Annotated in this window: 23 protein-coding genes; 16 read left to right on the forward strand and 7 right to left on the reverse strand. The window is 38.2% G+C overall.

Translation table 11 applies throughout. The features are described from left to right. Positions 1–983, forward strand: a 983-nt coding sequence (locus F3D68_RS08140; RefSeq protein ID WP_151193949.1) for a VUT family protein, incomplete at its 5' end; no start/stop codon positions are given. Here F3D68_RS08140 and F3D68_RS08145 read toward each other — a convergent pair. Then, positions 967–1,611 (reverse strand): helix-turn-helix domain-containing protein, encoded by a 645-nt coding sequence (locus F3D68_RS08145; RefSeq protein ID WP_151193950.1) that lies wholly within the window; start codon positions 1,609–1,611, stop codon positions 967–969. The two genes, F3D68_RS08140 and F3D68_RS08145, sit on opposite strands and share 17 nt — an antisense overlap. 563 nt (positions 1,612–2,174) lie before the next feature. Between F3D68_RS08145 and guaB the strand changes: the two genes are divergently transcribed. The 4 genes from guaB (at position 2,175) to F3D68_RS08165 (ending at position 6,229) form a co-directional block, all read left to right on the forward strand. Further along, the gene (gene guaB, locus F3D68_RS08150) at positions 2,175–3,635 is read left to right on the forward strand and encodes an IMP dehydrogenase (protein WP_151193951.1); all 1,461 of its coding nucleotides are present in this window, start codon (positions 2,175–2,177) and stop codon (positions 3,633–3,635) included. Positions 3,636–3,954: 319 nt separating this feature from the next. Continuing rightward, a complete protein-coding gene (gene pdxS, locus F3D68_RS08155; protein ID WP_151193952.1) occupies positions 3,955–4,830 on the forward strand; it encodes a pyridoxal 5'-phosphate synthase lyase subunit PdxS in 876 nt (291 codons plus the stop codon). A gap of 2 nt (positions 4,831–4,832) precedes the next feature. Then, positions 4,833–5,378 carry a pyridoxal 5'-phosphate synthase glutaminase subunit PdxT gene (pdxT, locus tag F3D68_RS08160; protein ID WP_151193953.1) on the forward strand — a complete coding sequence of 182 codons (546 nt, stop codon included), beginning with the start codon at positions 4,833–4,835 and terminating at the stop codon, positions 5,376–5,378. A gap of 245 nt (positions 5,379–5,623) precedes the next feature. Next, a complete protein-coding gene (locus tag F3D68_RS08165; protein WP_151193954.1) occupies positions 5,624–6,229 on the forward strand; it encodes a hypothetical protein in 606 nt (201 codons plus the stop codon). A gap of 20 nt (positions 6,230–6,249) precedes the next feature. On the opposite strand, the gene F3D68_RS08170 is transcribed toward F3D68_RS08165, so the two are convergent. Then, on the reverse strand, positions 6,250–7,434 hold the full coding sequence (locus tag F3D68_RS08170; protein WP_151193955.1) for a multidrug effflux MFS transporter: 1,185 nt from the start codon (positions 7,432–7,434) through the stop codon (positions 6,250–6,252). A gap of 237 nt (positions 7,435–7,671) precedes the next feature. Here F3D68_RS08170 and F3D68_RS08175 point away from each other — a divergent pair, with 237 nt between their 5' ends. The 6 genes from F3D68_RS08175 (at position 7,672) to F3D68_RS08200 (ending at position 13,312) form a co-directional block, all read left to right on the forward strand. Next, the gene (locus F3D68_RS08175) at positions 7,672–8,220 is read left to right on the forward strand and encodes a PadR family transcriptional regulator (RefSeq protein ID WP_151193956.1); all 549 of its coding nucleotides are present in this window, start codon (positions 7,672–7,674) and stop codon (positions 8,218–8,220) included. Between the two features lie 115 nt (positions 8,221–8,335). After that, positions 8,336–9,382 (forward strand): Holliday junction branch migration DNA helicase RuvB, encoded by a 1,047-nt coding sequence (gene ruvB, locus F3D68_RS08180; protein ID WP_151193957.1) that lies wholly within the window; start codon positions 8,336–8,338, stop codon positions 9,380–9,382. A 48-nt stretch (positions 9,383–9,430) separates the two neighbouring features. Continuing rightward, positions 9,431–10,375 (forward strand): DMT family transporter, encoded by a 945-nt coding sequence (locus tag F3D68_RS08185; protein ID WP_151193958.1) that lies wholly within the window; start codon positions 9,431–9,433, stop codon positions 10,373–10,375. 67 nt (positions 10,376–10,442) lie between these two features. Beyond that, the gene (locus F3D68_RS08190; RefSeq protein ID WP_151193959.1) at positions 10,443–11,315 is read left to right on the forward strand and encodes an HlyD family secretion protein; all 873 of its coding nucleotides are present in this window, start codon (positions 10,443–10,445) and stop codon (positions 11,313–11,315) included. Beyond that, the gene (locus F3D68_RS08195; RefSeq protein WP_151193960.1) at positions 11,272–12,309 is read left to right on the forward strand and encodes a hypothetical protein; all 1,038 of its coding nucleotides are present in this window, start codon (positions 11,272–11,274) and stop codon (positions 12,307–12,309) included. Before F3D68_RS08190 ends, F3D68_RS08195 begins: the two co-directional genes overlap by 44 nt. Further along, complete coding sequence (locus F3D68_RS08200) at positions 12,302–13,312, forward strand: FUSC family protein (protein ID WP_151193961.1); 1,011 nt, start codon at positions 12,302–12,304, stop codon at positions 13,310–13,312. Before F3D68_RS08195 ends, F3D68_RS08200 begins: the two co-directional genes overlap by 8 nt. A gap of 101 nt (positions 13,313–13,413) precedes the next feature. Here F3D68_RS08200 and F3D68_RS08205 read toward each other — a convergent pair whose 3' ends face one another. Further along, positions 13,414–13,860, reverse strand: coding sequence for a hypothetical protein (locus F3D68_RS08205; protein WP_151193962.1), 447 nt, complete (start codon positions 13,858–13,860; stop codon positions 13,414–13,416). Positions 13,861–14,086: 226 nt separating this feature from the next. Between F3D68_RS08205 and F3D68_RS08210 the strand changes: the two genes are divergently transcribed. Then, positions 14,087–14,374, forward strand: a complete 288-nt coding sequence (locus F3D68_RS08210; protein WP_117003692.1) for a helix-turn-helix domain-containing protein — start codon at positions 14,087–14,089, stop codon at positions 14,372–14,374. A gap of 49 nt (positions 14,375–14,423) precedes the next feature. Here the strand turns inward: F3D68_RS08210 and F3D68_RS08215 are convergent, their stop codons facing one another. Next, positions 14,424–15,095 carry an HAD-IA family hydrolase gene (locus F3D68_RS08215; RefSeq protein ID WP_151193963.1) on the reverse strand — a complete coding sequence of 224 codons (672 nt, stop codon included), beginning with the start codon at positions 15,093–15,095 and terminating at the stop codon, positions 14,424–14,426. Then, positions 15,088–15,543 (reverse strand): hypothetical protein, encoded by a 456-nt coding sequence (locus tag F3D68_RS08220; protein WP_151193964.1) that lies wholly within the window; start codon positions 15,541–15,543, stop codon positions 15,088–15,090. Before F3D68_RS08220 ends, F3D68_RS08215 begins: the two co-directional genes overlap by 8 nt. A gap of 84 nt (positions 15,544–15,627) precedes the next feature. Between F3D68_RS08220 and secA the strand changes: the two genes are divergently transcribed. Both secA and F3D68_RS08230 read left to right on the forward strand, forming a co-directional pair. Then, positions 15,628–18,330 (forward strand): preprotein translocase subunit SecA, encoded by a 2,703-nt coding sequence (gene secA / locus F3D68_RS08225; RefSeq protein WP_411955094.1) that lies wholly within the window; start codon positions 15,628–15,630, stop codon positions 18,328–18,330. 213 nt (positions 18,331–18,543) lie between these two features. Continuing rightward, positions 18,544–18,855 (forward strand): helix-turn-helix domain-containing protein, encoded by a 312-nt coding sequence (locus F3D68_RS08230; RefSeq protein ID WP_117003696.1) that lies wholly within the window; start codon positions 18,544–18,546, stop codon positions 18,853–18,855. Between the two features lie 21 nt (positions 18,856–18,876). On the opposite strand, the gene F3D68_RS08235 is transcribed toward F3D68_RS08230, so the two are convergent. Together F3D68_RS08235 and trmB are read right to left on the reverse strand one after the other, a co-directional pair. Next, positions 18,877–19,104: a hypothetical protein gene (locus F3D68_RS08235; protein WP_151193966.1), complete on the reverse strand. Its 228-nt coding sequence runs from the start codon at positions 19,102–19,104 to the stop codon at positions 18,877–18,879. 81 nt (positions 19,105–19,185) lie between these two features. Beyond that, positions 19,186–19,872 carry a tRNA (guanosine(46)-N7)-methyltransferase TrmB gene (gene trmB / locus F3D68_RS08240; protein WP_151193967.1) on the reverse strand — a complete coding sequence of 229 codons (687 nt, stop codon included), beginning with the start codon at positions 19,870–19,872 and terminating at the stop codon, positions 19,186–19,188. Positions 19,873–19,998: 126 nt separating this feature from the next. Here trmB and F3D68_RS08245 point away from each other — a divergent pair, with 126 nt between their 5' ends. Both F3D68_RS08245 and F3D68_RS08250 read left to right on the forward strand, forming a co-directional pair. Next, on the forward strand, positions 19,999–21,297 hold the full coding sequence (locus F3D68_RS08245) for an MFS transporter (protein ID WP_151193968.1): 1,299 nt from the start codon (positions 19,999–20,001) through the stop codon (positions 21,295–21,297). 153 nt (positions 21,298–21,450) lie between these two features. Beyond that, positions 21,451–23,100 (forward strand): ABC transporter substrate-binding protein, encoded by a 1,650-nt coding sequence (locus tag F3D68_RS08250; protein ID WP_151193969.1) that lies wholly within the window; start codon positions 21,451–21,453, stop codon positions 23,098–23,100. The last annotated feature ends 45 nt before the right edge of the window (positions 23,101–23,145 follow it).

Here is a 23,145-nt window from a genome sequence, read left to right on the forward strand (position 1 = left end):
TTTCTAGTTTCATATCCATCTATCAAATTACGCCATATTTATTTGCAAATGAAAACATCAAATCTGGAAAAATTTCCAAAAATTACTGTTTATCAAAATCTAACCTGCTGGGTAGTTACGATTTGTTTTCTGAAAGTGATCAGCGTTTAATTGCATTTAATGCAGGTAAACAAGAAAGCCTATTTGGCAAGGTAAGGAACAATATAAAGTTAGCAGCACTCGAAGAGAAGAAATATGTTTTTTTGCTGTTTGTTTCACTTTATACCGTAATCTTTTTTGCATCAAATTTAGCGGGCTCAACAATTATTAGCTTAGGAAGTATTGGAGGTATTCCACTGGCAGCACCAGGTGCTATATTTGTTTATTCATTAACATTTTTATTTGATTCCATCCTAACTGAAGTGTATGGATTTTCGATTGTTAGACGCATTTATACAACGGTTGCATTAACTTCGCTAATAGCATTATTAATTCTTAGTGTCTTGGCGATGCTGCCTACGGTTAATGGGCATAATTACGTTCGGGAGTTGGTGTTTTCTGAGGCGGGAGTGATTAGAGTTTTTGCTTTTTCATTTATTAGCTTTGTAATCGCTGAGTTTGTTAACACCAATATTATTGCAAGATTAAAGTACTACTCCCGTGAAAAGCATGGACTGCAAGAAGGTAAAGAGCGAGGACGAATTATCATTAGATTTATTATTGCGACTGCTATTGGTACTTTCATAGATAGTGTTGTTTTTGCTTTTGGTGTTTTTCTATTTGTTGTGCCGCTAAAAGTGATTTTTATCATTATATTGACCCAATACGTTATTAAGCTTTCTTATGATGTGATTGTTTGTACTATCTCAAGTAAAATTGCTATGTATATTAAGCGGTTAGAGAAAACCGACATTGTCGAGTTGCCAAGCAATAAAATCACCAATATTGTTGGCTTTAAGATTGACTCAGATCGTTGTGTGAATGCGTTTAGTGATAAAGCTTGACCTCAACCAAAGCAGCAATAATTTCAGCATCTGCATATTCATCATCTAATGGTACCAGCATATCTTTTTTGTTGAAAATTCCTTGCTTTATTTTTAGATATAAACTGCCATCGATTTGATAAATGTTTTGAATCGTATAATTACCCTTGCTTTGAATAACACAAAGACTGGGAAAGGCGATCTCTTCTAGGTTTAAGTAATCAAAAATCAAGACATTACCAGTTTGATAGGGTGCGATATTCTGATCAAGTTCAATGGCAAAGGCTCTTGTTGATAGTTGATTATTGGCAATCTCAGTGACTTTGCTGTCATTGTCTTGATATTGATTCGTAATAAATTGTGTTAAATTTGCTTTGCTGATAACAGGGCATAGGCGACTTGATTTCTGTAGTGTGTTTGCGCTGTCGATCAGATTATGACGAACAAAGTCATCAATGCTGACTTCAAAGAAATCGGCAAGCATCTTAATGGTTTCAATGGATGGGTTTTTATTGGTTTGGCTAGTGATGTTATAAATTGTCGTTGCTGAACAGCCAACTCTTCTGGCGAGTTCACTCACTGACTTGATATCATGCTTGCGCATGAGACTAAAAATATTATGACTTAGTTGTTGTACTATGTTTGCCATGGTTTCTCGACTCCCAAATTTCGTTGTAAGTATAGCAATAATTGCGGCTATTTGTCAGTAGGATAAGCGTATATCTGGAAAAAAACTACTTGAATAAGTAAAAATAGCTAAAATTTACTTTACAATAAAATTTTTGAACGATAATATTGAGTCCAAGTTTGTAGCGGGGGCTATCGAAACTTTAGGTGAGGGGCAGGGAGCTTCTGGGGTAAAGTTCCTAGAAAAAGGCTTTAGCGTGGGGCTAAAGCCTTTTTCATTTGTGTTTTGTTTTAACATATTTGACTGATCAGAAAATTCAGCTAAGACTAAATATTCACCCATAAATGCTAACCGTACCCTGAGCGTAAGTCGAAGGGTACACTTGGGAGAATCACATTCTCATAGAGGCTTCGACTTACGCTCAGCCAACGCTTATACAATCAAAGTGGACAGGAATATGGTCATAGCCGAAAATTCGATAAAAAATTAAATGTCAATGCTAGTAAAGGATCATAAATATTGCTAGAATGCCGCTGTAATTAAGACGAGTCCAAATTTATCCAAACTTAATTACGAGGTCACTTATGTTACGTATCACTGAAGAAGCCATCACTTTTGATGATGTGCTGTTGTCTCCTGGTTATTCCAATGTATTGCCACATCAGGTCTCATTAGAAACGCATCTTACGCGTAAAATAAAACTAAAAATGCCATTAGTATCCGCTGCAATGGATACCGTAACCGAATCACGCTTAGCTATTGCTATGGCGCAAGAGGGTGGCGTGGGTATTATTCATAAGAATATGCCAATCAAAGCACAAGCCGCTGAAGTGCGCAAGGTTAAGAAGTTTGAAAATGGTATGGTGATTGATCCGATTACTGCTTCACCTGCAACAACGATACGTGAGTTGTTGGCAATTACTGAACAATATCATTTCTCAGGTGTGCCCGTTGTTGAGGGTAAGGCACTCGTTGGTTTAGTAACGTCACGTGATATTCGTTTTGCCAAAGATCTGACACAACCGATTTCAAGTATTATGACGCCAAAAGAGCGTTTGGTAACAGTTAAAGAAGGCGCGCAAGAAGATGAGATTCAACGCTTACTACATCAGCACCGTATTGAGAAAGTATTGGTTGTCAATGACAGCTATGAACTTGTTGGTTTAATTACAGTAAAAGACATTCAAAAATCGATTGATAAACCCAATGCCTGTAAAGATGAGTTAGGGCGCTTGGTAGTTGGTGCAGCTGTTGGTACAGCAGGAGATACTGAAGCGCGTGTCAAAGCATTGGTTGAAGCCGGTGTTGATGTGATTGTTGTCGATACCGCACACGGTCATTCACAAGGAGTACTTGATCGTGTGAAATGGGTGAAAACGCATTTCCCAAAAGTACAAATTATTGGTGGCAATATCGCCACAGCGGAAGCGGCAAAAGCTTTAGTTGAGGCGGGAGCTGATGGTGTCAAAGTGGGTATTGGTCCTGGATCAATTTGTACAACTCGAGTGGTTGCTGGTGTTGGTGTGCCGCAATTAACGGCGATTTCTAATGTGGTTGCTGTGATGGCACCACTGGGTGTGCCTGTGATTGCCGATGGTGGTATTCGCTACTCTGGTGATATTTGTAAAGCAATTGCCGCAGGTGCTTCAGTAGTTATGGTTGGTGGATTGTTTGCAGGAACCGAAGAGTCCCCTGGTGAGGTCGAATTATTCCAAGGGCGTTCATATAAATCCTATCGTGGTATGGGTTCATTGGGTGCTATGGCAAAAGGCTCATCAGATCGTTATTTCCAAGATAGTGTTGATGCCAAAAAGCTGGTACCTGAAGGCATTGAAGGTCGTGTTCCGTATAAGGGTACATTAGCTGCGGTAATTCATCAATTAATCGGTGGCTTGCGCGCTGGAATGGGGTATACCGGTTGTGCTACAATTCTTGAGATGAATACCAAGCCAACTTTTGTCAAAATCACAGGTGCGGGCTTTAACGAAAGCCATGTACATAATGTGATGATCACCAAAGAGCCACCAAACTATCAATTGAAATAACTAATAAAGGCAATTAGTTTACCCTTACTTTATGATGTAAACGTTGGCTGAGCGTTAGTCGAAGCCAATTATCATTTCTGTATTTCCTTTCGACTTTGCTTAGGGTGCGATCAGGCTAATTTTGTTATGTAACTACTTGGTTGATATCAAAAAAAAGAGTGAAAAATAACAAAAAAAGCAGATTTGGAATCTAAGCGATTGTATCAGCATTAAAATTGCTCTATTGTATGCGGGTATTTTATGTATCGTTAAATAATTTACCGCGATACAGTATTTATAAACCTTTTTAAAACTTAAAATAAAAGTGGAGTATTGGCTCATGAACGATAGATTGAAGATTAACGTTGGCTTGGCTGAGATGCTTAAAGGTGGCGTGATTATGGACGTTGTAACTGCAGAACAGGCAAAAATCGCTGAAGAGGCGGGTGCTGTTGCGGTGATGGCGCTTGAACGCGTTCCTGCTGATATTCGTAAAGACGGTGGCGTGGCACGCATGTCAGATCCAAAGTTAATCAAAGAGATTATGGCAGCCGTGAGTATTCCGGTCATGGCAAAAGTGCGTATTGGTCATTTTGTTGAAGCACAGATTTTAGAGTCGTTAGGCATTGACTTTATTGATGAAAGTGAAGTATTAACACCTGCAGATGATGAGAACCATATTGATAAGCATGCTTTTAAAGTGCCTTTTGTCTGTGGTTGCAGCAATTTAGGTGAGGCATTGCGTCGAATCGGTGAGGGTGCTGCTTTGATCCGTACTAAGGGTGAAGCAGGAACGGGTGATGTGATTCAGGCGGTAAAACAAATGCGTGCATTAAATCGTCAAATCAAAGAAGTGCAAATGGCAGACAGTGGTGAGCTAATGGCGATTGCTAAAAAACTAGCTGCACCTTATGAATTAGTAAGATATGTACATGAGCATGGCAAATTGCCTGTACCTAATTTCTCAGCCGGCGGTATTGCAACACCTGCTGATGCGGCGATGATGATGCAATTAGGTGCTGAAACTGTCTTTGTTGGTTCGGGTATTTTTAAATCGAATAATCCTAAAAAGCGTGCCGAAGCGATTGTAAGTGCTGTAACACATTTCAATGATCCAGATGTGATTGCTAAAGTCTCAGAAGATCTAGGTGCGCCAATGACTGGAATCAACTGTGATCACTTGTTGCCACACGAGATGTTTTCAGTTCGAGGCTAGTAATGAATATCGGGGTACTTGCCTTACAAGGTGCGTATGATGCGCACCAGAAAAAAATTGAATCATTAGGTATTAACTGCATTTTAGTTAAAACAGAAGCCGCTTTAGCTAAGGTTGATGCACTGATTTTGCCTGGTGGTGAAAGCACAACAATGACGTATTTGCTGCAGAAACATCAACTTTGGCAACCATTGATTAAGCGCATGCAAGAGATTCCAGTTTTGGCAACATGTGCTGGTGTGATTCTATTGCAAAAAATGGGTGTATTGGATATCGATGTCATCCGCAATGGTTATGGGCGACAATTAGAAAGTGGTATTTTTCCTCTACGTGTTAAATTTGACACAACAGAGGAAGAGGTCGAAGCCTTTTTTATTCGCGCACCGATTATTAATGCGATTAATGATAAAGAAATCGATGTCATGTCTTATCATTTAGATAAACCGGTTTTAATTAGAAAAAATAAAATACTCGCAGCAACTTTTCATCCTGAGTTATGTCAAAGCTCGCCAATTCATAAATATTTTGTCGATTTAATACGGCAATAGAAAGATTGGTTTTGCCAATCATTTGTTGATATAAGTGGCGATAGTTGTCTCTAGTGAAGGGAACGCTTAAATAACTCTCATTCTTCCTATGTCAGTATTAAGCCCAACATATTGCATTATTATTACGTATTTTTGTGCATTGACTATAAAGCAGGATTTTGCGATTATGCGCGCTTAATTTTTATGATTTTGATCACAATTTTTTGATGAATGTAATTATTAATGTGCTAAGAATGAGGTTTAGAGTGAGAAATTATTTATTTGGTTGGGTTTTATTGATTGTGGCGAGTGTTAGCTTTGCTGCAAATAATAATGAGAGCTCTGTAAAAGTAGCATCATCAGCAAATGCAGCTATTGGTCCTGAGTCAGCGCAGAAAGCAAATAGCTCAGATGATGAAGGACAGGGTTCCTCAGATAAATCAAGTAAGGATGAGAGCTTTTGGACATTCTTAAAAGGAACACAGCCGGATAATGCTGTTTACTTAGGGATGTTTACTTGGCATTTTAATCCTGAAAGTCGAGCGCATGATCGTTGGTCGAATAATTTGATTGGTGGAGTTTATAACAGTATTTTTGTTGGTACTTTGCTTAATTCATTCAGTGACCGAGCTTTTGTAGTTGGGGTGCAACGTAATCTCTATACCAAGCAGTTATCGCAAAATAACCAAATGAATGTAGGTTATCGTTTAGGGTTAATTTCAGGTTATGATCAAAGGATGTCAGATATTGCAAAGTATTTACCTGTGTTGCCGATACCTGAGCTTTATATTGATTATGCTTATAAAAATTTTGGTGCAGAATTATCTTATATTGGCGTGGTATTTACTGCGAAGTTTTTTATTCGTTTTTAAAGTTTTTAACTTACTGAGGCTTAAGCTGTAACAAGCTCAAATGAATGTCCTTTATGCGCATGGCGTGCACAAATAATAGCAAGTAATCCAATCACTAGTACAAATGTCGCAAAATGAATGCTCGTCATTGTAAATTGTGTCAATAAGAAAGTTGCAATAGCACCACCTAAGAAAGACATGAAGTTAAACAATGCCGCTGCTGATCCTGTGATGTGATGCGGTGCGCTTGAGATAGCTCCGGCACTTGCTGTTGGGCGAATCATGGCATAGCCTAGGGTTGTGATCCACATAGGCAATACTAAGGTGTAGATATTACTTGTGAAGATGACATTTAATAGGATGGTTAACGTCGCACCTGTCACCAAAAGTGTTGCACCAGTAAGTACCAGTTGGCTGATGCTAAAGCGTTTATTTAGTTTCGGTGCCAAAATAGACATAATCACAATTGCCAGTGAGTTAACAGCAAAAATGATCCCAAAGGCAAGTACTGAAAAGTGAAATACCCCGATAATCAGCATGCTACTTGCCGCAGCATATGAGAATAAAACACCATATGAGCAAGCGCTTGTTAAGATATAACCTTGAAAGCTTTTGATTTTAAGTAATGACAGATAATTATCATAAAGCTGTTTAGGTTTTGTCGCATGCATATTCTTTTGTTGGATACTTTCCTTAAATAGAAAACTAATAACCAATAGGTAAAATACGCCAAGTAACAGTAAAAACATAAAAGCACCATGCCAGCCAAAGAGCTCTTGCAATACGCTACCAAGAAGTGGAGCAATTGCCGGACAAATACCAATAATCGCCATAATCATTGCCATTGCCTTAACTAGATCTTCTTTTTTATAGACATCACGAGCAATAGCCATCGCTGCAACAATACTGCTGCATGTGCCTATCGCTTGAAAAAAGCGTCCAATAAGTAACATGTGAAAGTTTGTTGAAAAGACAATCATTAAGCTCGCTGAAGTATAAATAACAAGCCCAATGACTAATATGGGTTTTCTGCCATAGCGGTCAAGTAGTGGACCGTAAAAAAGTTGAGCAGCAGCAAGACCAATCATGAAAACGGTCATCACTAAGCCGATATGAGATGTATTAAACGTCTGTCCCATTTCAGGAAAGGACGCAATAAATATGTCATTTGCAAAAGGGGTGATAATGCAAACGCTGAGAACCAAAAACATCATCTTATTTTCCATTTTATCCTCATTAGGGTTTTTGTATAGGTATTAAATACCGGTTGACTATACTCTTGGTGTGCGTAAAATGCAATAAAAATTTTTGACTATGATTGAGTGTTTACTAAGAAATGGTGGTCATGGTCTGAGTAACCCCCTAAGGGTATGTTTGGAAATGTGAGAATGTTTGTGAGTGGTATAAAGGCTTCGATGTATGCTCAGATAATGTTTATATAATAAAAAGAACAGAGGAAAAATATGGCAAGAGAAAATAATTCCTGTTATGCAATTTTGAGTTTACTCAACAAAAAAGAGTTATCTGGCTATGGTGTCAAAGCACTTTTTGAAAAGATTGCCCATTTTTATTGGTCAGAAAGTAATGCGCAAATTTATCCGATGCTCAAGCAATTAGAAGATCAAGGGTTTGTAGAATCACGCTTAGATGAATCCAGTGGCAAACGTCAAAAGCGCATTTATGCAATTACAGAATCAGGTCGTGCGCACTTAATGCAATGGTTAATGCAGCCAATTAGTTATGGTGCTAAAGAACGTAATGAATTATTGTTAAAGCTAAGCAGTGGTTTTGCGATGGATAAAGTAGATGTTTTACAACATGTGAATAACTATATTACCCATTTGCAAATGCTACAGATTAAGCTTGCTGAAGTTGTTAGTCATATTAGTGTTGATCATAACGGTAGAGAGGATCAAGATTATCTGTTATTAGTATATCGCTATAATGAAAAGCGTTTAAAAGCCGAGCTTGAGTGGGCAAAAGAGACGGTTCAAGCGTTACAGGCGATGTAGATTACATAACGCATCATAGTAAGACACTAAAAATCATATCGTTTTAATCGTTTTTAAAGTGAAAACATGGTAGGCTTTTACTTTAGTTAAAAAAAGCCTTGATGACTTACATTCTATGATAGAGACAGACCGTATTATCTCGGGGAATAAGCAAAAAGAAGATCAGCAAATTGATCGTGCAATTCGCCCTAAAATGCTCAAAGATTATCATGGTCAGCCGGTGGTCAAAGAGCAGATGGAGATCTTTATTGAAGCAGCGAAAAAGCGCTCTGAAGCTTTAGATCATGTGCTTATTTTTGGTCCTCCTGGTTTGGGGAAGACGACACTTTCACATATTATTGCCAATGAAATGAATGTCTCATTGAAACAAACTTCAGGTCCTGTGTTAGAAAAAGCGGGTGATTTGGCAGCATTATTAACGAATCTTGAAGCCAATGATGTGTTATTTATTGATGAAATTCATCGTTTAAGTCCCGTGGTTGAAGAGGTTCTTTATCCGGCGATGGAGGATTACCAGCTAGATATTATGATTGGTGAAGGACCTGCGGCAAGATCAATTAAAATTGATTTACCCCCCTTTACTTTGGTGGGAGCAACGACAAGGGCAGGGCTGTTAACCTCCCCGTTACGTGATCGATTTGGTATTGTGCAGCGTTTAGAATTTTATTCAGTTAGTGATTTGGCAGATATTGTAATGCGCTCAGCTAAACTATTAAATGTGACAATTGAAGCATCAGGCGCCAAGGAAATTGCAAAACGCGCGCGCGGCACGCCTCGTATTGCTAATCGCCTATTAAGACGTGTGCGCGATTATGCTGATGTGAAAGCCAAAGGTGTTATTGATAACAAGGTTGCTGATAAAGCCTTGTCATTGATTAATGTTGATCCGGTTGGTTTTGATCATATGGATCAGCGCTATTTATTGGCGTTGATTGATAAATTCTCGGGTGGTCCTGTTGGCTTAGATACCATTGCCGCGTCGATTTCAGAGGAGCGTGGCACGATAGAGGATATGATTGAACCTTATTTGATACAACAGGGCTATATTATGCGCACAGCACGAGGGCGCGTGGCAACTCACCATGCTTATCGACATTTTGATGTAGTCATGCCCGAGAAATTAAATGATTTGCAGCAGTTATCACTAGATGATAATTATTAGTTATTTCAAGGTTAAATAAATAAAACCAAATTTTAAGAGGGGGAAGTTTTGGGTATTATTATTGGAATTATTTCAGGGATGTTGTGGGGCTTAAACGATGTATTGACTAACGTTTACTCCGAGCAGGCTTTGTTTAGCTCAGCAACCTTTGCAGTATTAGTATTTGCACTGATTTTATCCTTGATGCAGGATAGTTTTTCTTGTGCGGGGATTTATGGTTATCACGCGATGCGTGGTAGTTTTAAGACAAATATGATTAAAACTAGACATAAGAGCTTTTGGCCATTAATTATCGCTGCCATTTGCGCGGGACCTCTAGGAATGGTCGCAGGTATTATGGGTATTGCCTACGCGGGACCTGTTTACGCTGGTGTGGTCACCTCATGCTATCCGGTTATTGCGCTGTTATTAGCAATGACGTTGCTGCGTGAAAAACCAACAAAGATCAAGGTGGTTGGTATTATCTTATCAGTGATTGCGGTGATGTTTATTTCCATTGCAGGGGTGAGATCAGGTGCACCACATATTTTAATCGGCTTGATTTTTGCCAGTTGTGCAATGCTAGGTTGGGGTGCTGAATCCATTTTGTTCTCAATCGCGCAAAAGTCATCAACACAAGATGTCTCATGGCTTTTAGCAGTGCGTCAAAGTGCTTCAGCGCTAAGTTACTTATTGATTCTTGCGATATTGCTTATTGTGGATTATCAGCAAACGTGGGCAGTAGTGAGTCAGCTATTTTTACCGTTGTTAATTGTTGGTTGTGTGTTATCTGCATCAACTTCATATCTTGCCTACTATCATGCGATCAAACGCATAGGAGCGAGTCTTGGGACGACATTCAATGCCAGCTTTATCTTTTGGGCAGGCATTTTTAGCGTGTTATTTAATATCACGCATGTGCAGGAGTCGTTTATTTTGTGGAGTGTGGTGTTAATTATAGGGATTTACTTTGCCTCAAAAGGGAATAGGAAATATACTCAAGTTGCTTGTTAAGAAGTTGCTAAAAAGTGCTAATGTTCTACACTTGGTTTGTCTATATAAAAGGAGTTTAGCGTAAGAAATGTCAGCATTATTTAATTTACTCAAACGCAGCAAAGTGGTTGTCAGTATTGTTGTTTTACTAATTATTGCTTATGTTGGTTATTTTTGGGCAACACGTTCAACCTCAACAGATAACGCTTATGTTGTTGCGAATATTCAGTCAGTTGCAGCGGAAGTCTCAGGTAAAGTAGAAGAAGTTTATGTCAATAATAATCAAATGGTAACTAAGGGGACGTTATTATTTTCTTTAGATCCCAGGCCTTATGAGATGAAACTACAAGAGGCCAATTTGAACTTGCAGGCTTTACAAGTTGCTTATCTGGCAGCAAAGGAGTTATTAGCAAACTACGCACAAAAAGATTTGTTGCAACAAAACGCTAGTGAACTTCATTTGTTAAAAACAAAGGTTAACGCTGCAGAAATTAAAGTGCAGCAAGCACAATTAGCAGTTGATAATGCAAAATCTCAATTGGCAGCAACGAAAGTTAATGCCGTTGAAAATGGCATTGTTAGCAATTTATTTTTGGCTAAAGGGACTTTGGTGCAGGCCTATCAGAGCTTATTTTCATTTATTGACACCAATCAGTGGTGGGTGCAGGCTAATTTCAAAGAAACAGATTTAGCTGATGTTAAAAAAGGGGATAAGGCTACTATCCGTTTACGGATGTATATGGGCGATAAAGTCTATCAAGGAACAGTTGCTGATACAAATTGGGCAGTGGGCAGAAGAGCTGTCGACTCAGCTGATCTTTTGCAATCCGTGCCTCAAGAGAATCAATGGTTACTCTTGCCACAGCGTTTTCCGGTGATGATTAAAATAGATCATCCAGATCCAAAGTTTCCATTGCATGTCGGGGCAAGTGCGTATGTTACGATTGAACCGACAAAATAAAGGTAAATATCGCGATAGCTATACATTACCACAAGACCCTTATTTAGATATTGCTTATCATGTTATTGTTACCTTAGTGGCATTCTGCGTGTTGCTGATCTGTTATATGATTTTCCAATGGCCAGACTTTCTTATTTTCTTATTAATTTCGATATTACTAATTTTCATGAGTGCTTTTCCGCTTGGACAGTCGCGTTGGGGGCAAGTAAAAGCCTCGCTGTGGATTAGTCTTGGGCTTTGGCTTTGTTTCGCGGGTGTTTTTGCTTTTGTGGGATCAAAGGGTTGGACTATATTTTTGGTACTCGTATTTTCTTTGAGCTATTATTTGCTGACACTTAAAGATATGAATTTGCGCTTATATCTTGGACTGGGAGTACTTTTTTTACCGATTTTTATTCATTTGGTTGATGATCCTACAATGATAGCGCCAGCCAATAGTATTCAGATGTTTATTAATTATAGCGTGGCAATGGTAATTTGTACTTTGTTCTCTGTAGCCGTTGCAGTGATTCAACCACGACGTTATGAAGCAAAGGTGTTGATTGCAATGACTGAATATATCTATGCATTAAGACGCATGTTAAGTAGCACAGATGAAAAAGGCTATCGTGATAATTTATATTGTATGTATCGTCATTTATATTATTTGCGTCAACAAAAGAATAATCACCATAAGCACTTTACTACTGAATTTAATCAGATAATTGATGAATATGTGGATGTGGTTTATCAAATTGTGATGATTTACGTTTACATTATTAATAATCATGCAGTGAAATTACCATTTTATGAGGCATGTCTTAAAATTGATAGCTTATTGGGTCAAGATGATCTAGCAATCAAAGCGAAAGCGCTTGAAAATCGAGCGTCTCGTTTGCAGCTACTTGAGGAAAATGTGCAGTTAAAGAAAGCGATTGAGCGTGCAGATGCACGTTTGCAATTGTTAGATGCGCTTTATACAAAAGTCAAAGCGTTAAGGAAGAAATATGCTTAGTATCATGGATCGTCTAAGCATTTATCGTGCGGTGAGAATCAGTGTTATGCTTACTTTTGCTGTTGCTGCATGGCTTATTTTTGATATAGAGCGTGGCTATTGGATCGCAATGACTTTGATGATTATTTATATGCCTTTTGAACCGGGGCTTGTTAATAACCGTATCAAGATGCGCTTAATTGGTACGATTGTTGGGCTTTTATTTGGCTTTATTTTGGTTGAAATAATCATGGCACATGTCACTTGGATTGTCTTTTTGCCATTGCTGGTGCTTTTTGTGCTTTATTTCTCAATGATCAATTATACCTATTCGGCCATGTTTGTGACGATTGCGGTTATGCTGCTTTATTCCGTGATGTATACCAAAGGCATGTCGCCAGCAACCTTTATGTTAGCGCGATTAATGGACACCTTTGCCGCTTGTGCTATTTGTTTTGTTGCAGAAGTTTTCTTTAGACCAAGAAAGATGATTGCGCATGCTATTTTAAAGGACTTAGAAGATATCTTAGATGCTTATGCCAAACATTTTGCGTTGATGTATCAATCATTTTCTGAGCAACAGTTTAGGAATATATCCGTTGAATATGCGACAAACTTTAATAATAGTCTCCTTAGCTTAAAACAAGCAGCGGATCTTAACAAAACAAAGTTAAGACTGAAGCAACAACAGTTAATGGATGCTTGCCTTGAGCCTGTTTTTAAGATGCGTGTGCATTTAATCAGCTTGCATTATTTAGCGGAGTATAATGAAAGCGAAATGTACGCGTTTATCGCTCAAAATAAGATGGTTTTTAAGACGATCTGTGATGATTTGGATCAGTTGTTAGATTATGATGATGTGTCGCGCCAGTTTTCTTTAGAGCAAGCATGTGAGAATAAGCGTTTCACCACGGATGTTGAAAAGGAAATTATACAGAATCTGCGATCTTTTGATCATTTGGCATATCAAGCGCAAAGTGCATTAATTCAGTTTAAGCAAAGTAATGAATCAAAAAGAAGTTGAGTTTTAATATCCCTCTCACCCGTCCAGATTCATGCTGAACGACCTCTCGCGTAAGGGGGGAGGTGCTCGCTGATGGTAGTTTATTTATAGATGAATTAGTATTATTGCTTGCTGATTAGATAATCATTAATCTGGCATAAAATCGCAGTATCTTCTTTTTTTAGTTCATTACATGCTGCTTGTAATGGTTCGCTAGAGATGAATACCAAGCGTTGTTCAAGTACTTTGATTTGATCAAGTAAATCATCGCGCTTTTTTTGCAAATCTTGTAACAATGGATCATTTTTGGCAAGAAGTGCTACATGATCTGGTGAACTGTTTTGATGTTGCTTTTGCGTACTAAAGCTTACTTCCTGTTCTTGAAAGTGACGCTTTGGTTTATTGGGACGATGATTGTGCTGTGATGCATTGTTGTTTCGTCCATGAGCATTGTTGATATTAGAATGATTATTAGCGTTACTTGCGTTGTCTGATTGTTGTTTAGATGTTGTCTCAGCTGGTTTTTTGCGTTTCAATGAGAGGGTTTTTCTAAATGGTGTATCTGTCATGAATAGTGTTCTTTCGTTATTTTAGGGTTATTAATTACTATTTTGATGTTTTAACCAAGTTATTGAGCAAGTATTATGCTTGCTTTTAAATTAGGCTGTCCTTATAATACACAGTTGATTGACAAGATCAATAAAAACAGTGCTCAAAACATGATTTGGTGGGGAGTTCCTGTTTAATAAACAAGTAATAAAAATATAAAAAAATCAAGATAAAGAGGAAAATATTATGCCTGCAACTATGCACTATGGCGATGCGCATAAACAAGATGCTCATCAGCAAGATTTACCATTGCGTGATCATATCAAAGAAGTGATTGCAACATACTATAAAAATATGGTTTCACAAGGTACTAAGCCGCAAAACGTTTATGAGTTGGTGATGGCTGAAGTTGAGTTGCCTTTGATTGAAGCAACGATGGAGTATACTGGTGGTAATCAAAGCCGTGCTGCAAAAATTCTAGGTATTAATCGTGGTACTTTCCGTAAGAAGTTAGCACATTACGGTATGTTGTAATTTCAATAATCCTAATATCTAAAGGCTGCCACGTGCAGCCTTTGTTTTTTCAGATAATGTAATCTTTTAATTCATCAAAATGTTCAATCACTGCAAGAGCATTTAAACTGTGTAAATCCACCCCATTGGCATAGCCGTGACTTATAAGAATATAGGGCATATTATAGGCTTTAGCACAATAAGCATCATTGGCAGAATCACCAATCATAAGGCTTGTTGTGATATCAGCGTTTAGCATTTTAGCAGCATATTCTAAGGGGGCGGGATTTGGTTTATAAAATGGCGTAGTATCACCGCCGACAACGCAATCAAAGTATTGATCTAAACCTAAATGCTCTAGTGTTTTAATGGCATGCGCTTCTTCCTTGTTTGTTACGACTGCCATTTTAATCTTAAGATTTCTAAAATAGGTTAAAGCGTCGATAACGCCAGGGTAGATGTGTGTATGTTGTCCCATCGCTTGTTCATAATGATCTAAGGTGAGTTTCAAGGCATCATTAGCATAAGCAGCAACTTTGTCAGCTGTCAAATCAAGTGATAACACTTTTTGGGTTGTTGTTGGAAAGCCTTTACCAATAATGCTTGCTGTTGTTTGGTCAGAAATGGGATCGAGTGCAAAATGCGCGCGCATTTTATTAAGCGCATAGGTGATGTCGCTGACACTATTAATGAGTGTGCCATCAAGATCAAAAAAAAGGGTGCTATAGTGGGTTTTATTCATGGTGATGCTTTTTAAGAAGGTTATTTATCGCGTGTTTGATTTGACCATCTTCTAGCGTTTTTGCCAAGTTTTTAAATGCAGTTTGTGCGCTATTAGGCATATGTGCTTCAGGTGAGCTTGCCTTTTGCTTTGGTTCAAATACAAGGACTAATTCTAAAGTGCTCAAGTCTTTAAAGTACTCACTGGTATTTAATAGTGCAATAAGATCTTTTTTAAGTTCACGAAATTTAGCGATCAATTCAGGGATTTCCGTTTTTAATACCAACTTTTTACCATTGTAAAAACACACTTTAGTATGGTTGAAATAGGGAATGTCAAAATAAAGCAACTTTTGTTCGGTTGTTTTAACCAATTCATGCTGTTGTTTAATGGTATGCAACAACGAGCCTTTTTTATTTTTTCTGCTGTTTAAAAGCTCAGTGACAGATGCACTATACTTACGGATCATTTTGACGCACTTGGCTTTTGTTATGGTATAAGTTGCAGTATAATCCAAAACCAGTTATGTGGAAAAGCCTTATCTAGGATATCAATGATTATTAAAAAATTATTTGGCAGTCGAAATGACCGCTTGATTAAAAAGATGCAAAAGACAGTTAATAAAATCAATGCCTTAGAGCCAGAAATTGAGAAACTATCTGAGGCTGAGCTTAAGGCTAAAACCCTTGAATTTAAAGAACGATTAGCCAAAGGTGATAGTCTTGAGCAATTACTGCCAGAAGCCTTTGCTGTTGTAAGAGAAGCGGCGAAACGCGTTAAAGGTATGCGTCATTACGATGTGCAGCTTATCGGTGGAATGGTGTTGCATTCAGGTAAAATTGCTGAGATGCGAACTGGTGAAGGTAAAACGTTGGTTGCAACCTTGCCTGTATATTTAAATGCATTAACTGGCAAAGGCGTGCATGTGATCACAGTCAATGATTACCTTGCTTCGCGCGATGCGGAATTAATGGGGCAAATTTATGGTTTCTTGGGACTTACGACGGGTGTGATTATTGCCAATTTATCACCTGATCAACGTCGTGCTGCCTATGCTTGCGATATTACCTATGGTACAAATAATGAATTTGGTTTTGATTATCTGCGCGATAATATGGCGTTTAGCAAAGAGGAACAGGTTCAGCGTAGTCGTAACTTCGTGGTAATCGATGAGGTTGATTCGATCTTAATCGATGAAGCGCGCACGCCATTGATTATTTCAGGTGCCTCAGAAGATAGCTCAGATATGTATTTATTGTTTAATCGATTGGTGCCAACCTTGGTTAAACAGGAAAATGAAGAAGCAACCGATGGTGATTACTATTTAGATGAAAAATCAAAACAGGCGTATTTGACCGATCAAGGTCACACTAAGATTGAAGTGGCTTTGATTAAAGAAAGCGTATTAAATGAGGGGGATAACCTCTACTCACCACAACATGTAACCAAAATGCATTATTTAAATGCTTGTTTGCGTGCCCATAGTTTGTATCAAAAAAACGTTGATTATATTATTCGCGACCAGGAAGTGATTATTATTGATGAAAACACGGGGCGTGCGATGGAAGGTCGTCGTTGGTCAGATGGTTTGCATCAAGCGATTGAAGCCAAAGAAGGAGTTAAAATTCAAGGTGAAAACCAAACACTCGCATCAATTACGTTCCAGAATTTCTTCAAACTTTATAATAAGATGTCGGGAATGACGGGAACAGCAGATACGGAAGCTTTTGAATTTCATGAGATTTATGGTTTAGAAGTAGTGGTTATTCCAACAAATCGTCTGCCACAACGCCAAGATCATCATGATCGCATTTTTGGTGATCAAAAAGATAAGTTTATGGCGATTGTTGATGATATCAAAGAGCGTGTTGAAAAAGGGCAGCCGATACTTGTCGGTACGGCATCGATTGAAACCTCTGAAATCTTATCGACACTTTTGCGCAAGAAAAAGATCCAACATGACGTGCTAAATGCTAAACAGCATGCCAGAGAAGCAGCGATTATCGCACAAGCGGGTTACCCTGGAAATGTGACAATCGCAACCAACATGGCAGGTCGTGGTACGGATATTATCTTAGGTGGTAACTGGGAAGCGGAAATTGCTGAAATCGAGGAGCCAACTGAAGCACAAATTAATGAAATCAAAACTGCATGGAAAGCACGTAATAAAAAAGTTATTGAAGCTGGTGGTTTGTGTATTTTAGGCTCAGAGCGTCATGATTCACGCCGCGTTGATAATCAGTTACGTGGTCGTGCTGGACGCCAAGGGGATCCAGGTGAGAGTCGTTTCTATTTATCGATGGATGATAATCTATTGCGTATTTTCGCCTCTGAAAGCTTAGCTAATCGTATGAAAAAAGCGCTTTCTGGTGGTGAGTCTATCCAGTTTGGGATGATGACGCGTTTTATTGCTAAAGCGCAATCTAAAGTTGAGCAATATCATTTTGATATTCGTAAGAACTTATTGGAATATGATAATGTTGCTAATGAACAACGTTTGGTTATTTATAAGCAGCGCGAAGAGTTACTAGGCAAAGATGATGTTTCTGAAATTATTGCTAATATGCGCTATGACGTTGCTGAAAAACTATTCCATGATCATGTGCCAGCCGGTTCAATGGAAGAACAGTGGGATTTAGAAGGTTTGGAAAAAGCATTACTAGGTGACTTTTCTATTTCGCTAAGCTTACGTAAATTGGTTGCTGAAGATGATCATTTGCATGATGAAACATTAAAAGAGCTTGTAATTAAAGCCATTGTTGAGGAATATCAACAAAAGACAGAAAACCTTGAAGCGCAGTCTATTCGCCAATTTGAAAAAATCAGTCTAATGCAAGCCTTAGATACGCATTGGCGTGAGCACTTAAATGCGATGGATCATTTGCGTAATAGTATTAATCTAAGAGGTTATGCGCAAAAAGATCCTAAGAATGAATACAAAAAAGAGTCTTTTGAGCTTTTCTCCAGCATGCTTGATAACTTCAAATATGAAGTGATTTCTAATCTTGCTAAGATCAGAATCCAAGCGCCAGAAGAAGCGCAGCGTATGGAAGAAGAGTGGAAAAACTCAATTAAAAATATTGAAGCCCAGCATGAGGATGTTTTAGCGGGTAGCTCTTCATCGATAACTGATGAAGAGAATGCACAAAAAGCACATCAACCATTCGTGCGTGATGTGCCCAAAGTGAAACGTAATGATCCATGTCCTTGTGGCTCAGGTAAGAAATACAAACAATGTCATGGTGCATTAGATTGATCTTATTTTTCTTTATTTTTTGTTATATTCTGTTAAAAGCAACCTGCAATATGTTTGCTTTTTAATCCCTCTTATAATCAAAGCATTTTTTTCGCCGCAAAATGATATTTTTTGGCTGTGACGCTATTGTTATTAGATGCTAAATCAATTAATCTCTTGTTGGATATTAACCAACAGCTAATGAACAAAGTTTCAATATAGGGGGAAACGATTATGGCTGCAACAATGCATTATAAATTGAAACCGGATGAACAATCTGCTGAGACATTTCCACTACGTGAGGTTGTGCGTAAACGCGTACAGCATTACTATAAGATGGTCTCACAAGAAGGCTTAAATCCTGACGATGTATATGAATTAATTATGGAAGAAACAGAGTGTCCAATGATTGAAGCAACGATGGACTTCACAGGCGGCAACCAAAGCCGTTCTGCACGTATTCTTGGGCTTAACCGTGGCACTTTCCGTAAAAAGCTTGAGCAATACAATATGCTTGAAGCGGAAGATGAATCACCACTAAAATAATTCTTTTACTTACTCATTTACTTATTCATGATCAATAACACGCCCGTTGCTTGTATTTCTATAACTATGAGTATTGTTATTTAACTCTTCATTTGTATTTTGGCTTGCCTTGTTAAGCATATCCTTAATGCGTTTTTTAACAATTAAGCCATAAATAACAAAGCATACGCCTAAGAAAAGAAAAAGTGGCAATAGCAGTACTGCAACGGCAATTAAGAATATCAGCTGTAAAGGGTGTAATTTTTTCATAGTTTCAATAAGCTTTATTTTTTCAATAGATCAAACTATATGCAAAAAGAGTGGTGAATACTAGGTTTTACAGCGGAATAGTTATTGTTTGTAAACGATAATATCCCACACGCCGTGATCTAGGCGTTGACCGCGTGCTTCAAACTTGGTTAGTGGTCGATGCTCTGGGCGTGGTGCAAAACCATTGTGTGGATTATTAAGTTGACTATTCTCGGTAAATAATTCAAGCACTTCGTCAGCGTAATTCTGCCAGTCCGTGGCAAAATGAATAAAACCGGTAGGTTCAAGCTTTTGTAGAATGAGCTCAATGAACTCAGGGTTAACCAAACGGCGTTTGTGATGACGCTTTTTATGCCATGGATCAGGGAAAAATATTTGCACACCTTGTAATGTGTTATCTTTAATCATGTGTTTAAAGACTTCAACGGCATCATGTTGCATTACGCGTAGGTTGCCTAATGCGTTTTCATGGATATGATCTAAGATATTACCAATACCAGGTTCGTGAACTTCGATGCCTAGGAAGTTTGTTTGAGGCGCTTCTTTTGCCATGGTGACTAAGCTATTTCCCATCCCAAAACCAATTTCAACAACGAGTGGTTGAGACGTTTTGTAGTGTATATCAAAATTGGTTTTCTCAACTGTGTAAGGAATTTGATAGAGGTGGACGTAATTATCTAATGCACGTTGTTGACGCACGGTTGTTCTGCCGGCACGCTTAACAAAGCTTTTGATGGTGCGCATAGGAGGTGTGTTGTTATCACTCATTTTGTCTTGATAAAAATGGTCAGTCTAAAAAGTGCTATGGTAAAACGTCAATATGAAAAGTACAAGCCTAAAGTTTAGATCTTGTGTTGACTATAGTAATGGGGCAGGGTTAAATAGCACCTCTTTATGACAAAGACCAAGGAACTTGATCCGATGCGACAGGTATCTCAATCATCTCAAAGCATATCATATCGTTTTTTCTTACAAGCTTATTTGTTAATATTCTCAACAGAAGTGTTATTTGCGCTGATTAATCCTAGTTATGTGCAGTTATTTTTTGATGAAAAATCACCTTTTTGGTTAAGCATTGACTCACAACAGCAAGCAGGCATCTACTATGGTCTATTTTTACTAACTGGACAAATAGCAGGGATTATTGCCAATGTGTTGTGGGGTCTTGTCTCGGATTATATTGGTCGCAAAAAAGTTGCGGTGATATCGATGCTAGCAGTGACAGTTACTGGAATTGGCGCACTATTTTCAGCTTATTTACATATGGTTATCTTATTTATTATCGGCTATGTGCTTGGTCATCTTCTTTACGGTATGTTTCCAGTGGTGATTGCCAGTATTTCAAGTGCTGCACATAACGATAAACGTAAGCTATTGTGGGTGGGGCTACTACAATTTTTTACGGGACTTGCTTTTGTTATCGGTCCATTTGTCGGTAGTGTGATTATGGCACAAAGTAATAGTTTTATATCGCCGTATTATGTTATTACAGCGATCTCCATTATTTTGATCATTTTTATTTGGTGTTGTTATAAACCAGAGCGCTATTATCAGCAAGAAAAAGTACGGAAAAATATACCCCTTATGCAGACGCTATGGCGATTAGTAAAGCAGAAAAAAATAGCTATTTTGATCGTGCTTTTATTGTTAGATCAGTTAGCTTGGGGCATGTATTTTCAGTTTATTCAACCAATTGCTAAACTTAGGCTTGGCTTTAACGTTGCCCAAATTGGAATATTGGTTAGTTTTATTGGTTTGTCTTTGATGATATCCGCTTTGATTCTGTTACCGATTTTGCAGCGTTTTTTAAGTTATCAGACGTTATTTATTACTGCGATTTTAGCAATGCTAGTTGGTACTTTAGGGGCAATGTTATTAGCATTATATCCAACGGATCATCAGTTGCTGGTCTATGTTGTAAGTTTTTTTATGGCATTTGGCGATATGGTGGTTTTTTCATTATTAGTTGTTGGATTTAGCAATGCGGTTGAGATCCGCTATCAGGGGTTTATTTCAGGCTTTTTATACACGCTTGCCAAAGGCTTTGGCTGGGGTGTATCAGGTGTATTAGGCGGTGTCTTTATGACAATTAATACGGCTTGGTCGATGGGGTTTGCGAGTCTATGCCTGCTTGTGCTTTTGATTATTTTTATTAAAAACCATCAAGTTATTTATGATAATGATAATCACTAAAATGGGTGTTTAGACAAATAGCAGACTCTGTTTTGATCTTGTTGAAGGCTTGGGTAATAATTTTACAAAATCTCATATATTTTGCGTGACATCTTCGTTTAAAAGTTATAACTTAATTTCGTCGGTAGTGAACTTTATTCCTGGGGAGGAAATATGAAACAGGTTAAATTAATACCCTCATTATTATTGTCAGCGCTTTTTATTGCAGGCTGTGGTGGCAGTAACTCACAAACGTCAAATAAATCATCAGATCAGTTTGCACCCAAAGGTAAAGATACTTTAGTGCGTGCAAATGCAGCTGAACCTGATTCGCTAGATCCAGCGCATGCTCAAGATGTTTATTCATCCAATATCATGTACGATATTGGTGAAGGCTTGATGTCTGAGAATCAAAAAAATCAGCCTATTCCTGGTGTTGCTAAATCATATACAGTATCTAAGGATGGTTTGGTTTATACGTTTGATTTGCGGGATAATGCCAAATGGTCGAATGGCAAACCAGTGACGGCAGAAGACTTTGCTTATGCATTAAAGCGCGCGGTTAATCCACAAACTGCATCAGAGATGGCGTACAAGCTTGCACCAATTCAAAATGCCCAAGCAATCATGGATGGCAAAAAGCCAGTATCTAGCTTAGGCGTTAAAGTAATTAACGCGCATGAAATTGAAATAACACTTGATTATCCTGTCTATTATTTCCTAAGTATTATGGCAGATCCTGTGACTTACCCGGTTTATAAAGCGGGTATCGATCAATATGGTAAAGGATTTTTCCAAGCAGGTAAGCTTATAAGTAATGGTCCCTATGAGTTAAAAGAATGGGTGCCTAACGGTTATGTGCTTGTCACTAAAAACCCTTATTACTGGGATGCCGAGCACGTTAAAATTCAAAATGTGAAGTTTCTACCTATTGTTGATCGAAGTTCTGCATTAAATGCCTATGCATCAGGTCAGGTTGATTATGTGCAATATGTGCCAACGGTAAGTTTGGATGTGCTTAAAAAGCGCTATGGTACCGAGCTACAAAGTACACCGTGGCTTACGTTGGACTATTTAGATTTCAATATGACAAAGCCTCCTTTTAAGGATAATAAAGATTTACGCGAAGCTCTGTCTTTAGCCATTGATCGTGTGGCGTTAGCCAAAAATGTAGTAAATGATGGTAGCGTGCCAGCCTATAGTTTATTTCCGGCAGATATTGATGGCGGACGTTATAAAAATGTTACCTATGCATGGCATGATTGGTCACAAGAAAAGCGTATAGATCTGGCAAAAGAATTATACAAAAAGGCAGGGTATTCAGCAGATAACCCACTGGTTGTCTCATTAGACTATAATACCGACGGACGTCTAAAGAAATTAATGGAAGCGATTAGTCAAATGTGGGCGCAGAATCTAGGGGTTAAAGTTAATTTGGCAAATTCTGAATTCAAAGTATTTTTGAAGCTGCGTCAATCGCATAGCTATGAAGGTGTTGCCCGCGATGGTTGGGTAGCTGATTTTGATACCATAGATAATTTTGCCAATATGTGGATGTGCACCAATCCACAAAACAACGCCGGATATTGCAATGCTGAATATGACAAATTGATTACACAAGGACAAAAGCAATTAACAGCAGATGCCGCTATCCCGTATTACACAAAAGCATTAGATATTATGCAAAATGATTACCCAAGCACACCGCTTATTGTGCAGCCGGTGGTTCACCTTGTGAAACCTTATGTCGTAGGTTATGAGATTCAAAACAATCATTTAGATCATTTATATGACAAATGGTTGTCATTTAAATATCAGGCATAAACCTATATAAAGACTATGACGCTATTGTGTTAATTATTTAAAATA

Origin of the sequence: Cysteiniphilum sp. JM-1, from assembly GCF_008711525.1 — a bacterium.
Classification (GTDB): domain Bacteria; phylum Pseudomonadota; class Gammaproteobacteria; order Francisellales; family Francisellaceae; genus Caedibacter.